Genomic DNA, 15,032 nt, shown 5'->3' with positions numbered 1-15,032 from the left:
CGGCTGTTCCAGGAGGGGCGGGTCGGGTCGCGGCGGCGAGACCGGGGCGGGGCGTCAGTAGGCGGGGCATGGGGTACCGGTGTTGCGGTGAGGGGATGCCCACCGGCCGGTTGCCGCCCGGTACCAGTTGACGGTCTGCGTCAGCCCGTCTTCGAACTCGCGGACGGGGCGGTAGCCCAGCCGCGCCGCCTTGCCCCACGTCATGGCGTAGCGCCGGTCGTTGGACCGGCGGTCGGGGATGTAGTCGACGAGGTCCCAGTCGGCACCGCAGGCACGGAGGATGTGCTGGGTCAGCTGCTGGCTGGTGAGGTCGGTGCCGCCGCCCAGGTTGTAGACCTCGCCCGGCGTTCCACGGCGCAGGACGAGGTCGATGCCGGCGACGTTGTCACAGACGTGGACCCAGTTGCGGATGTGCTCGCCGCGCCCGTGGAGCCCGACCCGCTCGCCCTTGAGCAGCCTGGTCACGAAGCGCGGGATGACCTTCTCGGGGTGCTGGCGGGGGCCGTAGTTGTTCGAGGAGCGGGTGACGCAGACCGGCACGCCGTGGGTCGCGTGGGCGGACAGTGCCACCAGATCGCTCGCGGCTTTCGACGCGGCGTAGGGCACGGTGGGCCGCAGGAGGGCGTCCTCGGCCGCGCTCCCCGTGAGCAGCGGGCCGTAGACTTCGTCGGTGGAGACGTGGACGAACTTCTCCACCTGGTGTCGGCGCGCGGCCTCCAGGAGGCATTCGGTGCCCAGGACGTTCACGGTGAGGAAGTGGCTGCCGGCCAGGAGCGAGCGGTCGACGTGCGACTCGGCCGCGAAATGCACCACCGCGTCGTGCGTGGCCATAAGGCTGTCGACCAGGTCGCTGTCCAGGATGTTGCCCTTGACGAACGTCAGCCGGTCCGATGAGAGGTCCGGGCGCAGGTTTTCCACGGAGCCGGCGTAGGTGAGGGCGTCCAGGACGGTGACGTGGTCGGCGGTGGTGGACAGGACGTGGTGGACGTAGTGCGATCCGATGAAGCCGGCGCCGCCGGTGACGAGCACACGCATGACGTTCTCCTTGTTGAGGGGACGAACTCGCTGGGGCACTGCAGGAGCCCACTGGTGTACGGAAGTTGCCTGCCGGTACGGGACTGAGGGTGAGGCTTTCCGGCCGGTGATCCGATCCGGGGGTTACGAGGAGGCGGAGCCGCTGCCGGTCCGATGGCGCAGGACGCGGTCGCAGGCCGCCAGGTGCCCGCCGAGCGCTGCCTCGAACTCGGCGCCGGCACCCCGCAGCAGGTCCCGCCGGATCGCGAGATCCGGCCCCCACACACCGGTCAGCCGCGCAACGAGCTGCCCTGCGGCCGACACCGGATCCTGCGTCACCTCGTCCACGAGGCCTGCCGTCAGGGCGTCGTCCGCCCCCACCGGCGTGCCGAACAGCACCGCCCTCCGTACCGGGGCCCGTTGGGACAGACGACCCATCCGGTACAGCGCCATTCCCGGCCAGATGTCACCGGACGCGTCCTGCGGCACCAGTTCCGCTTCCGGATGCGCGATGCGGTAGTCCGCCGCCAGTGCCGTGTCAAGGGCCACCCCGGCACACGGCCCCCACATCGCCGCCACCGAGGCGGCCGGGAGCCGCTCCAGCCGCCGCAGGGCCCCTTCCCACTTCGTGAGCAGAGCGATGTCCGGGAGCGGGGCATCATCCCCGGTCCCGCCCCGGACCGTCAGCATCACGACGGCCGCCCCGTGGTCCTCCGCCCGGTCACAGACGGCACTGACGGCCGCGACGAGCTGCGCGGTCAGCCCCCTCCTGCCGTCGATCTCGACGTCCAGCACCTCACCGGCCCGCATGACCTTCTCCTTCATCACGCCTCCTTCTCCCACCGGACCAGGGCCGTTTCGATCGCCGAACCCGGGCCCATGGCCATGACCACTCCGTAGTCCCCCTCCCGGGCGGCGCCTTCCTCGACCAGGCGCTCGTAGGAGAACAGCACGGAGCCGCTGGAGAGGTTCCCGTAGTCCCGCAGCACCCCCATCGTGTGCCGCACGTCGTGCCGGGTCAGGCGCAGGTTCACCCGCACCGCGTCGACGACCTTCTTGCCGCCACCGTGCACCAGCCAGTGGCGAACGGCGCTGCGGCGCAGGCCCGCACCGGCGAGGAGACGGTCGACGACCTCTTCCACATGCGCCCCGATGACGTAGGGGATCTGCGGGTCGAGGAAGAAGGAGAGCCTCCCCTGCCGGTCGTCCCAGTCGTAACGCATAGCCTCCGCGGCTTCCACGATCACCCGGCTGGCCGACGACAGCAGACGCGGCACCGGCCTGGGACCGCCGTCCCGCTCCCTGGCGGCGCCGGCTGGCCGACAGGTGAGCGCCACGGCGGCCGCACCGTCACCGAAAAGGGAGTTGACCACCGCGGTACGCACCGTCGAGTCGTAGACATATGCGGCCGAGCAGACCTCGGCGCACAGCACCACGGCGACGGCTTCCGGGTTGGCCATGCACCAGGCTCTTGCGGCCGCCAGTGCGTTCATGGCCGCGTGGCATCCCATTCCCACGATGTCGAGGCGCTGGGCCGACGCCGGCAGCTGCATGTCCCGCAGCAACAGCGCGCTCAGCCCGGGAGTGAGTAGCCCCGTCGTCGTCACACAGCACAAATAACCCACCTCCTCAGGGCCGAATGCGGCCCGATCCAGGCAGGTGCGGATCGCCTGGCCGCCCATCTCGAGTGCGACCCGCTGGTGCTTGTCCCGCAGGTCCCCCGGACTCTCCTCGGCCTGACGGCCGTCGGGCCCCGGCGTGGGGAGCGTCAGGAACCGGCGCCGAATCCCGCTGGCACGGAACAGGCGGGCGATCTTCGGATCGGAGACACCGAAGTGCTCCAGAAGGTCCGGCTGAGAATAGGCGCGGCCCGCGACGGCCGTGCCGACCGACCGGATCGCAGGAGCCGGACGGCCGCAGGAAACCAGCGCCCTTGAAACGTTCATCGATTCCTCCAGCACGAGCCGACGAGCACGTCGGCGAACACGGTTGGGGATCCCGGGGCATGGCACCGGGACGGCCGATCTCCGATAGGGGCCTCCGTGTAGCCGCCCGGCAGTGCCGGCAGCACACGAATAGCTGAGGTGATCGAGTGTCGGACAACTGCGCAGACGGAGATAGGAGTTGACGGTCATCCCGCCGGTCATCCCGTCCGGCGTGTACCTACCCTCGACATGGATGCTGCTGATTTGATGACGGAGTGACTCAGAACAACCACCCTCTGGCACGGGTACGCGTAGCGCGGGGAATGACCGGCGTAGATCTCGCTCGAGAGATATGCGCGGTGGCTGAACGCCGCGGCCTGCGTTCCGGTACGACCAAGCAGCGCGTCTACAAGTGGGAAGTCGAGGGGGTCATACCCGACCGGGATTCCCAGGAGTACATCGCCGAGGTGTTCGGGATCCCGCTTGAGAGCATCGACACCAAGGCGTGGCCGAACTGGCTGCCCGATGTCGGCGTGGTCCCCCTGGGGTCGTCCAGCACCGTGCCAGCCCTGCGAGAGGCAATGAGAGCACCAATGGATCGATCCCGCCGCACCATCCTGTCCACGATCTCCGGTGCAGCCCTGATCACCCTGGCCAGCACCTGGGCCACTACCGAGGCGTGGGCCCAGACCAGCCAACGCCCCCTGCGCTCCCCAGGCAACTCGATCGGCGAAGAGACCGTCGTCGTGCTGGAGGAAACCAGTGCCCGGCTGACGAGTCTGCCCACCCAGGAACGCCAGCACACGGCCCCGCTGATCGACGCATACCTGGCCACCGTGACCGACCTGATCGCCGAAGGCTGCTACGCCCCGCCCGTCGGCCTCCGCCTTCACGCACTGGCCGCGATCCTCGCACAGACTGCCGCCTGGCACCGCTTCGACCAGGGGCGCCACGGTGAAGCCGGCCGGTTCTGGATCGCCGCCCTCCACAGCGCACACGCAGGCGGCGACCACGACATGGGCGCCGCGCTCCTGAGCGACCTGGCCTACCAGGCATCCTGGCGCAACGATCCCCGCACGGCCGCCCGCATCCTGGAACGGGCCCTGACACGCACCCGGCACCCGGCCGCCCGGTCCCTGCTCCACCTCCGCCTCGCCCGCGCCCTCGCGGCCCAGGGCGAGAGCCGAGCGACCCTGCGCACCCTGAACGCCGCCGAGCACCTTCTCGGCCTGCCGTCGCCCGATCCGGTACCCGCGTGGTGCTCCTGGCTATCCACCTCCGACGTAGCCGTGGACTCGGGCCGCTGCCTGCTCGATCTCGGAGACACCACTCGGGCACACAGCCTCATCGCCGAAGGCCAGGCCCTGCTTCCGGCCAGCCGCGACAAGACCCGAGGCATCTTCCTCACGTACCGCGCACAGGGCCACCTCAGCTGCCGGGAACCGGAGGCGGCAGCGGCCGACGCCCTCGAAGCGCTCCACCTGGCCGAACGGATCGGCGCACCACGCTGCGTCCAGCTCGTCCGCGAGCTGGTCCCCGCCTTCACCCCCTACCGGACGGCCGACGGCGTCCCCGAACTACTGCACGCCGTCGCGTAACAGGGCGACACCGCACATACCCGCCACGTCACCCCCCGCCTCGTCCATCCAGCGGCACGGTCAACCAGTAGGACCCCTCCCTCAACAACGGGCCCAGCCGCGCCGTGGCCGCCGACCGCCGCTCGTCGATGGCGACCCCAGGTCCTGCGGACAGCTCGACACGGCTCGGCGCTCGGCTTCCGGCGCGGCGCCGAGACCACCCTCGCGGCGTGCCGCTGCGGGCACATCAAGATCTTTGACGCCCTGGCCAAGGACGGCATCGAGGTCCACCACCTCCTTCTGCACGCCGACTCCGACACCATCCGGGCCCGCATCGAGGGCAGCATGGAGTTCCCCGGCGACGAGGAGCGCAGCGAGAAGGTCCGAGTCTTCCGGCGCCGCAAGCTCGAGGTCTACGAGCAGGCGTACGACTCCTGGCTGGACGAGCCGGCCGAGGTGATCGACACCACCGCGCTCACCCCGGACCAGGCCGTCGTGAAGGCCCTCACCCTCCTGAACCTGCCGTGAACAGCGCCGCGATAGCGAGGATGGCCGGGCCGGCCGAGGTCGCCGCCGACCACAGCTGGCCCGGCACATCCACCACGGTGCTCCGCCTGCGAGCCACCGACGGACGGCAGATGATCCTCAAGGCCAACACCAGCACCGACAGCTTCCGGCGGGAACTCGCGGCCCTGACCCGCTGGGCCCCGGCACTCGGCGCGAGCGCCTCGCAACTCCTCGACGCCGACGAGGACGCGCAACTGCTGCTGATGACCGCGGTCACCGGCCGGCCTCTGCAGTCCCTCACTCTCACCAGAAAGCAGGAGCACCGCGCCTACGAACGGGCCGGCGCCCTGCTCGCCCGCTTCCACACCACCACACCCCGCACCGTCCTGACCGCCTTCGGCGCCGACCGCGCCACGTACATCCGCGCCCAGCCGACCGACACCACCCACCCCCTCGACCGCGCCAACCTCACGTGCTCGACGAGGCACTTCACCAGCTGGAAACCCTCCCGCCTCAGCAGGCGCAGCCCTCCCACCTCGACTTCACCAGCCGCAACATCCTGTGGGACGCCCAGGCGGAGGTGGGCGTCATCGACTTCGAGACCAGCCGCTACGAGGCCGTCGGCCGGGACTACCTCCGGATCACTCAACGCACCCTCTACCACCGCCCGGACCTACGCACCGCGCTCTACCGGGGCTACGGCCGCGAACCGGACCAGGCGGAGAGCGAGCGTTCCCGGGAGCTCTCCGATCTTCCACGGCGTCCGCGCCCTCACCCGACGGCACGCGCCGGCACCGCCATGGCGGAAGGTGGCCTGGTCACCCCGGCCCGAACATGCAACCCTGACCCGGCTCCCCACGTTCTCCGACGCACCGTCAGGCACGTGCGCCCCCACCAATGTGGCTCGGACCCATGGCAGCTCCTCACCCGGACCGGCCACGACGACAGCAGCCTTCGACGCGGGGAAGCGTCTCCCACCCCGCAGGAACGGAGTCGCGCATGGCACACGGCCGCACCAATCCCCCGCACCCGGGCAGCGACGGCGGACAGCTCACCTTCGGTGTCGAGGAGGAGTTCCTCCTGCTGAATCCGGAGACGGGCCATCCCGCCGCCCTGGCCCCCCTCGTCATCAGCGATGCCGCTCCCGCTGCCGACGGCACGCTGACCGAGGAGATCACCCGGTTCCAACTGGAGGCGGCCACCCCGGTCTGCCGCTCCGCCGGCCAGGCCCACCGCCATCTGGCGGGCGCCCGGCACGCCCTGGCCGACGCGGCGCAACGGCTCGGCCTCGGCCTGGTCGCCGTCGGCTGCGCACCCCACGGCGCCCCTGCGGCCCTCCCGCTGACCGACAGGCCCCGCTACCAGCGCATCGGCAACCGGTTCGGCGCGCTGGTGGAGTCCTACACCGGCTTCAGTTGGCCGGTTGAACGTTGACCGGGCAGGTGCGCCGTATCTCGTGCGGGCGCCGTCCCCGTTCTACTCCACCGGCTCGCACCAGGCGGCGACGAGATCGTGGAAGTGCGAGAAACGGGTGCCGGGAACAGTCTCACCACTGAACGTCTCGCCGTTGAGCCAGCAGATGTCGAAGATGTTGGTTTCGGTGTCGAGGAGGCAGCACACGCCACCGGTGGTGGCGGTGAGGTCGGTGAACACCTTCCTGACGCTCGCGGACTGCACGAACATCCGGCTCATGCTCGAGGTAGCGGCTGTGAACTGCAGCGACGCAAAGTTCGGGTGCCATGCGGGGGAGAACCTGACCGTCAGGTAGATGTATCCGACCGACACCCGTCCCTGCTCGTCGACTCTGTCGGAATCGCGGAGGAAGAACTCGTGCACCGCGTCGTCGACGCCGACGACGATCGAGGTTTCCAGTTCGAGCGAGCCGCCTGCCGAACAGTCGACCGGTTCGCTCTTGAACTTCGAGGTGAACGGCACAATCAACTGCTCTCCGCCCGGCAGGGTCACCGGAAGCGGCGGCGTCTCGCGGCCTTGGGGGGCGAGCTCGGCCAGCCAGGTCAGCGCTCTCGCAACGTTCCGAGGGGGCATGAAGATCTCATAGCTGTAGTCCAGCCCCATACCGCCCCGCCTCCCCTGTCCTGAACCGTCATCCTGTCATGATCGGGATCGATCGCCCAGTTGATTCCAACGTGGCTGGCTTCGTCCGGACGCAGTCGGCAACGAAGCGCTCAGCCACAACACGCGTCCACCGCCGTCAGGCTGGAAATAGCTCAGTGTTTCAGGATGCGCCGGGCCTAATTCTTCTGGCAATAATTTCTTGGACCAGATCGAGCCTTATTCCCATTCGAACGGAAATGACACCGGGGTGTTCTCCCTGACTGTGACGGAAGAGAACTTCGGCCTCCCGGCGATTTGCATTCCGGTAGATACGCAGGATGCTGACGACATTCGCGACCGTGAGGCGCAATGCCGCAGAAATTTCACCAACGCTCCGGCCGTGAGATGCTTGTTCCTGTACATTGCGGATTGCCCGGTCCAGCGGAGTGTCTCCAGGGATGAGCACAGGGGTGGCATCCGGGTCAGGTGCAGAGAGAATATTCTGCCCGGCTTCCAGGAGTCGGGGATAAATAGCGCTTTGGCTTATGTGGAAGATATTTGAGGCCGTCTTGGCTGAGGCGGTAATCCGGTAGACATCGACGATGTTGGGAATGTCACTCTCCAGCGGGTCGGGGAGTGCCCGTGCTGGTAGTCCCGCGAGTGCCGTGTGGCGTTCGACGAAGGAGTGGGAGCGGCCGGTGAGCACTGTTATCTGCGTGCTGGTGTATCCCTGGCGGCGCAGCAATGCGACCGCTGAGCCGGGCAAGGGGGTCTTCGCTGGAATGAGCACGAGTGACTTGGCCTGCTGGGCGAAATGTGCATCTGCGAGTCGAGTTCTCACCGTTTCACGTGAGACTCCAACCTTTCGTGCAATGGCTTCATAACTCATCCCGCTCTTACGCATCCACACGAGGTCCTTTTCTATTATTTCAGATTTCAGACGCGATCCGCGCTTCCGTGGCTTGACGCTCAGTCCGATAAGCGTGTTTCGCGTTTTCCAGTACGAGTACCCGAAAAGCCAGCTAATGCGTTCTATGCTGAGCTCCAGGGCGTACAGCTGTTTTATTGCGACTCCAATTTTCTCCGGCGCTGGAATGGCGTGAGGGTCTGGATTCACTCCTTCGTTCTTCAATGTTGATTTAATTGTTTCAATCGATTCGAGGTAAAGGCTCGACAGGTTTTCCAGCGGGCATCCGGCTGACTGATGGAGCACTGCCATTTCTGCAGCACGGGTGGCTCGACCTCTCCCGGCAGGCGGCTCTGGTCTCCGAGAGCGAGGGTTGGTAATTCCGCCAGAATTAGGCGGGGTTACATCTGCAGGCATTCCTGTAATTCCTCTGATCTCGGCCGGAAGGCTGCCTCGGGGCAGTTGCGTATGCGGATCGGCCCGGTGGTGAGGGTCTGACAGCGCCTGGCCACGTCTGCGGTGCCGCGAGGTGCATGAAGGTCGACGGTTGCTTGGCGAGTTGGCTCAGGGCGGCAGTTGGCGCGTAACTCTGCTCCAGACCGGTTTCGTTCAAGAGCAGCGTGAACGTGCCGGTGTGCCGCGTGGATATGTCCCGGCGTGAGCGGAGCCAGTAGGGGCGGGGAGTTCGGACCTGCGGATGGGGCGGACACAGTGGCCCTGCATACGAGGGCTTTCCGGCGCCCGGCGCCCGGCGGGTGGCGGCGAGGGCGACGGACCGGGCAAGGCGCCACGCGGTCCCGTCGGGTTCCCGCGTATGACGTACACGGGTTCCTCAGCGGCGGTGATCGGGAAGGGCGCGGGAGCTGCTCGGGGCGGGGCCGAGTGGTCAGGTCATGCGGGTGAGGAGGTCCTGGACGCGGGCGGCGTCCGCGGGGTTCAGAGGCTGGTAGTGCTCGCGGGCCTGGGTGTAGTAGGTGCGGGCGTCGGCGGGGCGGTCGCTGGCCTCCGCGGCCTGTCCGAGCCACTCCAGTACCCGGGCGGCCAGGTGCGGTGCCTGGGCGGCCCGGACCTCCAGGAGAGCCTCGTGCAGAGCCTCCTCGGCGTCCGGGACACAGCCCAGCTGGATGAGTGCGCGACCCTTGTGCGCCAGAGCCCGGGCGGCGTCGTGCGGGTCGGGCTCGTCCAGGAGCGCATTCCGGGCCGTCACGAACCGGCTCAGGGCCTCCTCGGGACGGCCCTCCGCAAGAGCCACCTCGCCCAGCGCGATGTCGCTCAGGGCCACTCCGCGCTCGTAGCCCTCGGACGTCGACAGATCCTGGGCGAGGGAGAGAACCCGCTGCGCCTGGGCCAGGTCGAGCTGCTTCAGGTGGGTGACTCCCAGCTCGTGGAATGCCTGGGCCGTGCCGAGAACGTCGGTCTGGGCCAGTTGGAATACGTGGTAGAAGGTCTCCACGGCCTGGTCCAGGGCCCCGCTGTCGCGCTGGGCGAGGCCGAGGGCGTTGAGGAGGTGCCGCTCGGCCAGGGCCGGGCCGGTGCTGTCCTGGCGGAGGGAGTCCAGGGCCAGGGTGTGAAGATCGGTCCAGTCGTGCCGGGCATCCGACCGCCACCACGGCCACATGCTGTAGACGGTGCGCCAGACGTAGGTGTGGTGTCCGGCCGTGTGTGCGGCGCGGACGAGAGCGATGAGGTTGTCGCCCTGCGCCGTGAGCCAGGCGAGTGCGCCGTCGGGGCCGGTGTGGCGGACGGGGTGGTCCGGGGCTACGGGTTCGAGGCCGAGGGTGTGGTGGTGGCTGGGGGTGATGAGGGCGTCTGCCGCGGCAGTGGCGGCCAGAGCCCAGCCGAGTACCAGGACCAGGCGCTGGTCCTGCCCGTGCGGGTGCGCGGTCTCCTGGGCCTGGCGGCGGAGTTCGGGGGAGGGGAAGCGGAAGACGCGGCCGCGCGGACCGGCGCCTGCTTCGTCCGGGCATTCCTCCAGCAGGCCCGCGGAGGTCAGGGACCGGAGCGTGATGGCGGCCGCGTCCGGGTCGGTGCCGCAGAGGGCCGCCGCGAGGCAGGCGTCAACGTCCTTGACGGGCAGCAGTGCGATCTGGGCGTACGCAAAGGCGCTGTCCGGGGACAGTCCGGCGTGGGCGGCATCGTGGTGAGTGGTCATGGTGGCTCCTGATGTTGATGGCATGGGCCGGGCAGGCCGGTGATGTGATGCCCTGGACCGGTGCATGCACGGTGCAGGGCGGGGGTGCTACAAGCGGAGGGCAGGCGACGGTGACCCCTCCGGTGACCGTGTCCGCCTGGAAGACGACACCGGCGGTGGCATCAGGCCAGGGGAGGTGCGCGGTCACCGCGGCGCGGCGGAGCACGAGTTCGTCGTCGGGGTATGCGGCCCGTTCGGCCACCTACGGCATCGTGGTCCACACGGTGGAGCCGCCGAAACAAACGTGCGGTCTGTGCGGCGTCGTGTACTGCGGTGGCGCAGACGGGCACGGGTTTCATGGTCCGCAGGCTCTCTGCCAGGTGGAGCGGGTCGGGCAGGGTGGCGGCGGAAAAGGCAGGTCCGCTGCCACGTGGGCGGGTTTGCCGGGGCCGCGCGATACCACCCCGGACCGTCTCATACCTCGTGCCGAGCTCCAGCAGCCGCCACAGTCCCCCCTGGCTCGCAGCGCACCGGTACAGGCCGGTCAGCGAGGTGATCTGTGCCATTGAGAGGTTGCAGTAACCGCTCTCCCAGGCCCGCACGGTCTCCGATGTGGTCTGGAGGAGGTCCGCCGACTGCTCGGGCAGCATCATCCTGCGTTCGCGCGCATCCCGCAGGAACGCGCCGACGACCGCGGAAGCGGGGCTTGCCATGGTCACCGGGCACCTTCCAGCGTCCGCAGACCGGTGGCGCGCCACGGAGGGGCCTGACAGGAGACCGCCCAGTACATGCTGCCGGGCCGGGCCGGATGCTGCGGGGGCAGGGCGAGCCGTGCCCCGGCTCGCCACATGCGGGCACCCTCCCCGGCGCGCCATCCGGCCGCCATGGCCCGCGGGGCTGTGACCAGCAGAGCCGCGTTACCGTCGGGGTGCCCTATGACCGGTCCCCACTGATCGGCGGGTGTGCGCTCAAGCAGCTGACGGCACAGGGCGGGGGCGACTCGCAGGAGACCGCAGTCCACCCCAGTGACGACCACGGATCCGGGCGCAGGCCCGTCACCGACGGCGGCGTCTGCCCGGCCCCTCCAGGCCCGCGCGTCGGGGACCAGACGCAGCCGGTCCACCGGCAGGCCACGCGGCGCGGGACGGTGCCGTGAACGAGGGCCCATTCCACCGCGGTCCAGCACGACCACGCTGGACCGCGTGGTGAGGACACCGCGGCGCCACCCCCGCATGACCGTCCGCCACCCGGGCTCGTCCTCAGCCGCCCGGAGCCGTACCAGCGCTTCACGCACAAAACCCCGCGGCAGACCGGTCATCAGCGCGACGGCCTCCTCCAGCGCGGTGTCCGGCACGTCGAGGACGAGATGCCGCCACACGGCCAGGTCCGCCAGCACCAGCGTGATCGCAGGCCGCGCGACCGGTGGACGCGGAAGCTGCCGGTCCTGCAGTGCCCGGTGCATGAGCGTGCGCGTGTTGGTCAGTCCCCGGCCGCGCGCTATCGCGTCTATGGTCCGGCGGAATGCCGCCTGGGTGGTCCCGTACCGGGCCGCGGCCTCTTCCCAGGTCCCGCAGACCGCGAGAGTCTGGAGGGCGGCGCGGCTTTTCCCTGTCAGCTTCCAGGCGAGCAGGTGCCCATTCATGCGTTTCTCCCCGTGCTCCGGGGCTCGGGCGGGCATGTGACGGAGGACCGCTCCGTTCCGGCCTGCTGCCTGGCGAGGGCGTCGACATCCGCGGGGTCCGCCTCGTTCACCCGCCGCAGGTCGCGGACGAACCGGGTCGCGACGACGGCCGACAGCTGCCTCTCGTTTTCGAAGGGGACGAACTGGTCGGGCACCATCCCGCCCATGTCCCGCGGGAACCACATCCCGTAGACCCCTTCGAGGTCGGCCTCGGCCACCCACAGCAGCCGACGGCCGAGCTCCTCGAGCCGCGGGCACCAGTGGGTGGCGCAGCGGGCACAGGACGGTGGCATGTCGGTGAGCCCGGTGGCGGTGGCGGCCGCGCCGGTGCTGGTGGTGGCGGGAAGCACCCACAGGGGCCAGCCCTTTGGGTTCTGTGCCGCGGGCCGGGCGCATCCCTGGCACAGCAGGTTGGCCATGCAGTGGGCCTGCCGGTAGGGGGAGAGCTGGTTCCCGTCAGGCCTGCCGGACGGGAACAGTCCCGTGGTCTGCGCGAGCAGCACGTCGAAGTCGGGATACCGGTCGTACGGTGTCGGGTCGCGGTGCTCGATCCACCCGTTGGCGCCGGCTACCAGACGCGGGTCGAGCCGGAGTTTTCCCTCGCCCTCGGTCAGGGCCATGTAGGGCACGTGCGCGGCAGCGAGCGGACCGGCGGGGGTTTCGGGGAGGAGTCCGGGGCCGGGCGGCTTTGCTGTCTGAGCCGCCGACGTGAGGCTGGGCATGATCATCCAATTCGCAACGTGCGGACAAGGCGTAATGAGCAGAGGGTCAGGGGTGGCCGGGTGCGGCCGGGCCGTACCCGGGGTCGGCGAGAACGGGTGTGTTGGGGGCCGGGTGCAGGGCCAGGGCTGCGTGGGCGTGACCCTGGCCGGGCTCTGGCCGGGCGGTGTCCTGCCCCGGCCACTGGTCGGAGGGGACCAGTCCCGGCCGGACGATGGTCCACGGTCCGAGGAGTTGTGCGATCTGACCGGCCGGGCGGGGCCGGAACACGATGCTGTACCCGGCGTAGAGGCGGGTCAGTTCCCGCATCGCGGCGGGCGCGGTTTCGGTGGTGGCGTGGGACACGAACAGGGCACTGCCGGGGGCCAGCCGGTCGTGGAGACCAGTGGTCAGTGCGGCGGCCTCCTGGTCGGTCAGCCAGGCCAGCAGATCGCGGCACACCACGCCCACGGGCCGCCGGGTATCGATGACGCCGGTCAAGCCCCGGTCCGTCAGGAGGCTCTCGACGTGTCGGACATCGGCCTGGACGGCGACGGTACCGGAGCGGGTGGCCAGCATCATGCGGGCGTGCGCGGTGACCAGACGGGCACAGTCGACGTATGCGACGTGCGGAGTACAGAAAGGCTTGGCCGCCTCGTAGGTGTGCCGTGGCCCCCGGCTCGTCCCCGGGCCGGAGTAGGGCAGACCGCACCCCAGATCAAGGAACTGTGAGATCCCCCCACGGGCCATGCTCTCGACGGCTCGCTGCGCGCAGTGCCGGTGGGCGGCCACCGACTGCGGCAGCCACGGGGCGGCCTTCACGAGCAGGCCTGCGAGGTGCTGGTCCGCTTCGTAATTGTCGGTGCCGTCTGTGAGGCAGTCCGCGATCCGGGCGGGGTGCGGCGTACTGACCGTCAACTCGCTATTGCGCACCTGCCCTCCCGTTGTCCGGCGCCGCCGACGCGTCCGGTGCCGAAGCTGCTCCCACGGGGACCGGAACCGCCGAGGGAACGGATGCGCGTGCAGTGGCGCGGACTCTCAGCAGGTGCGCCCGCAGCCTCGCGGCATCGGTGGAGCTCAGCACTTCGTACTCGGCCAGCGCATCAGCCATCAGATCCTGTGCCGCCCGCGCATTACGGGCGGCCAGTTCGGCAAAGGCGAGGAACTCCAGGCTGCGGGCGGACCATAGGTCAGGTGCTCCGGCCAGGAACGCCAGGAACCCTTCCCGGGCCGCCCGCCCGTACTTCCGGGCGGACACGGTGTCACCGGCCAGGCAGCAGGCACGGGACAGGTAGGCCCTCGCCCGGCTGGCCTCGTAAGGGTCTCCGGCCGTGGTCAGCAGGTTCTGCGCGGCCGTGAGTCGCTCGACGGCGACCGCATGCCGTCCTTGGAACATGTCGATGCGCGCGTGCACGATGTCGGTGAGTGCGACTTCGCGCCATGACCCGTTCTCCTTACTCACCCGCAGTGCCTGATCAAGGAACGCGCGGGCGTCGGCGAAGCGCCGGGCTGCGCAGTGCGTGGCCCCTATCCCGCGCAGTGCCTGGGCAGTTGCCCGCCGGTCGAGGATGACGGCGGACATCTCCAGGACATCACTGAACCGGCCCCGTGCCGCCTCGTGGCTGCCGGCCGAGCGCAGAGCGGTACCAAGAGAAAGTGCCAGCACCATGTATGCCTTCGCGTTGCCACACTCGATCGCGGAACGCACCGCGAGCTCGTGCGCAGTGATCCAGTCCGGATACCGGCGGTGCTGCCGCCAGGAGGGCCGCATCGCGTGGACGAGCTGCCATACCTGCCGGTGCAGCCCCGCCTCCGCGGCGGCGCTGATCACCGCCATGCAGTTGCGGTGCTGGCTCTCCAACCACTGGAAGGCATCGTGCCGCGTGGCGAATGCGATGCGCAGGTGCGCCTTCGCGTAGGAGCAACTCAGCCGATCGTGGCTGGAAGTCACCATCTCGCTGACCGCCACAGCATTGGTCACGAGCCATTTCGCCACCCTGTCGAGAAGCAGCCCGGCCGGCTCATCACCGCAGGCCCTGCTCAGGGACTGGGCATGGGCCCGTGCAGCTGGTCCGAGCCTGTACAGAGGTCCGCGGACCGGATGCTCCTGCTCACCGCACCTCAGCAGCAGTCCGGCCCGGCTCATGGTCCGCAGGGCGGAGGCCGCAGCACGACGGGGGAGAATTTTTACACCAGTGACGAGCTCGGCGTCGAGGTCGACAACAGGGAGCACGCCTAGGCGGCGGTAGGCGCGCGCGGTGGGCTTTGACGCCGAGGCGTAGGCGCGCGTGAGATCAACCATGGCGCATGCCGGGCGTGAGGGAGCGGACACCGTGGCATCGTGCGGCCTGCGCCAGCGTCGGCGACTGCGTGAGGCTGTGCATGTCATTCGATTCGGAGAAGGGCGGGCATAAAGGACGGGTCGTCGGAACGGTTACGCGAGGCGATGGGATGAGGCTCGCGGGACGGCGGGACGTCACCCGGCGGCCTGGTGCGCGGCTTGACCGCAGTCCCGGCGAAAGGGCGCGGAGGCCGT

The 15,032-nt window shown here is 69.4% G+C and carries 15 protein-coding genes and 1 pseudogene; 5 read left to right on the top strand and 11 right to left on the bottom strand.

Annotated features, from left to right (window positions below):
* Positions 1-54: 54 nt before the first annotated feature.
* The 3 genes from ACFVWY_RS32935 to dpgA form a co-directional block, all read right to left on the bottom strand.
* Positions 55-1,035: a dTDP-glucose 4,6-dehydratase gene (locus tag ACFVWY_RS32935; RefSeq protein WP_389878586.1), complete on the bottom strand. Its 981-nt coding sequence runs from the start codon at positions 1,033-1,035 to the stop codon at positions 55-57.
* Positions 1,036-1,158: 123 nt separating this feature from the next.
* On the bottom strand, positions 1,159-1,839 hold the full coding sequence (gene dpgB / locus ACFVWY_RS32930; protein ID WP_389878584.1) for an enoyl-CoA-hydratase DpgB: 681 nt from the start codon (positions 1,837-1,839) through the stop codon (positions 1,159-1,161).
* The gene (gene dpgA, locus ACFVWY_RS32925; protein ID WP_389878600.1) at positions 1,839-2,960 is read right to left on the bottom strand and encodes a 3,5-dihydroxyphenylacetyl-CoA synthase DpgA; all 1,122 of its coding nucleotides are present in this window, start codon (positions 2,958-2,960) and stop codon (positions 1,839-1,841) included. Before dpgA ends, dpgB begins: the two co-directional genes overlap by 1 nt.
* 338 nt (positions 2,961-3,298) lie before the next feature.
* Between dpgA and ACFVWY_RS32920 the strand changes: the two genes are divergently transcribed.
* From ACFVWY_RS32920 to ACFVWY_RS32910, 3 genes and pseudogenes are all read left to right on the top strand, one after another.
* Positions 3,299-4,537 (top strand): XRE family transcriptional regulator, encoded by a 1,239-nt coding sequence (locus tag ACFVWY_RS32920; protein ID WP_389878583.1) that lies wholly within the window; start codon positions 3,299-3,301, stop codon positions 4,535-4,537.
* Positions 4,538-4,861: 324 nt separating this feature from the next.
* Positions 4,862-5,044 (top strand): hypothetical protein, encoded by a 183-nt coding sequence (locus ACFVWY_RS32915; RefSeq protein ID WP_389878582.1) that lies wholly within the window; start codon positions 4,862-4,864, stop codon positions 5,042-5,044.
* Positions 5,045-5,064: 20 nt separating this feature from the next.
* A pseudogene (locus ACFVWY_RS32910) lies at positions 5,065-5,394 on the top strand (phosphotransferase); the annotation flags it as partial.
* Here the strand turns inward: ACFVWY_RS32910 and ACFVWY_RS32905 are convergent.
* Complete coding sequence (locus tag ACFVWY_RS32905; RefSeq protein WP_389878581.1) at positions 5,352-5,672, bottom strand: hypothetical protein; 321 nt, start codon at positions 5,670-5,672, stop codon at positions 5,352-5,354. The pseudogene ACFVWY_RS32910 and the gene ACFVWY_RS32905 overlap by 43 nt on opposite strands.
* 350 nt (positions 5,673-6,022) lie before the next feature.
* Between ACFVWY_RS32905 and ACFVWY_RS32900 the strand changes: the two genes are divergently transcribed.
* On the top strand, positions 6,023-6,457 hold the full coding sequence (locus tag ACFVWY_RS32900) for a glutamate-cysteine ligase family protein (RefSeq protein ID WP_389878580.1): 435 nt from the start codon (positions 6,023-6,025) through the stop codon (positions 6,455-6,457).
* 42 nt (positions 6,458-6,499) lie between these two features.
* Here the strand turns inward: ACFVWY_RS32900 and ACFVWY_RS32895 are convergent, their stop codons facing one another.
* From ACFVWY_RS32895 to ACFVWY_RS32865, 7 genes are all read right to left on the bottom strand, one after another.
* The gene (locus ACFVWY_RS32895; protein WP_383916854.1) at positions 6,500-7,099 is read right to left on the bottom strand and encodes a hypothetical protein; all 600 of its coding nucleotides are present in this window, start codon (positions 7,097-7,099) and stop codon (positions 6,500-6,502) included.
* 160 nt (positions 7,100-7,259) lie between these two features.
* Entirely contained in the window at positions 7,260-8,297 is a 1,038-nt protein-coding gene (locus ACFVWY_RS32890) for a hypothetical protein (RefSeq protein ID WP_389878579.1), read from the bottom strand.
* 574 nt (positions 8,298-8,871) lie between these two features.
* Positions 8,872-10,137: a tetratricopeptide repeat protein gene (locus ACFVWY_RS32885; RefSeq protein ID WP_389878578.1), complete on the bottom strand. Its 1,266-nt coding sequence runs from the start codon at positions 10,135-10,137 to the stop codon at positions 8,872-8,874.
* Between the two features lie 694 nt (positions 10,138-10,831).
* Positions 10,832-11,758 carry a hypothetical protein gene (locus ACFVWY_RS32880; RefSeq protein ID WP_389878577.1) on the bottom strand — a complete coding sequence of 309 codons (927 nt, stop codon included), beginning with the start codon at positions 11,756-11,758 and terminating at the stop codon, positions 10,832-10,834.
* Positions 11,755-12,519, bottom strand: coding sequence for a hypothetical protein (locus ACFVWY_RS32875; RefSeq protein WP_389878576.1), 765 nt, complete (start codon positions 12,517-12,519; stop codon positions 11,755-11,757). The genes ACFVWY_RS32880 and ACFVWY_RS32875 overlap by 4 nt, the downstream gene beginning before the upstream one ends.
* Before the next feature lie 46 nt (positions 12,520-12,565).
* Positions 12,566-13,414 carry an SAM-dependent methyltransferase gene (locus ACFVWY_RS32870; protein WP_389878575.1) on the bottom strand — a complete coding sequence of 283 codons (849 nt, stop codon included), beginning with the start codon at positions 13,412-13,414 and terminating at the stop codon, positions 12,566-12,568.
* A gap of 4 nt (positions 13,415-13,418) precedes the next feature.
* Entirely contained in the window at positions 13,419-14,477 is a 1,059-nt protein-coding gene (locus tag ACFVWY_RS32865; RefSeq protein ID WP_389878574.1) for a tetratricopeptide repeat protein, read from the bottom strand.
* 72 nt (positions 14,478-14,549) lie between these two features.
* Between ACFVWY_RS32865 and ACFVWY_RS32860 the strand changes: the two genes are divergently transcribed.
* Entirely contained in the window at positions 14,550-14,735 is a 186-nt protein-coding gene (locus ACFVWY_RS32860; protein WP_389878573.1) for a hypothetical protein, read from the top strand.
* Positions 14,736-15,032 lie beyond the last annotated feature (297 nt).

It is taken from the genome of Streptomyces sp. NPDC058195 (assembly GCF_042883525.1).
Classification (GTDB): domain Bacteria; phylum Actinomycetota; class Actinomycetes; order Streptomycetales; family Streptomycetaceae; genus Streptomyces.
This window is presented reverse-complemented; position numbering and strand designations above follow the sequence as displayed.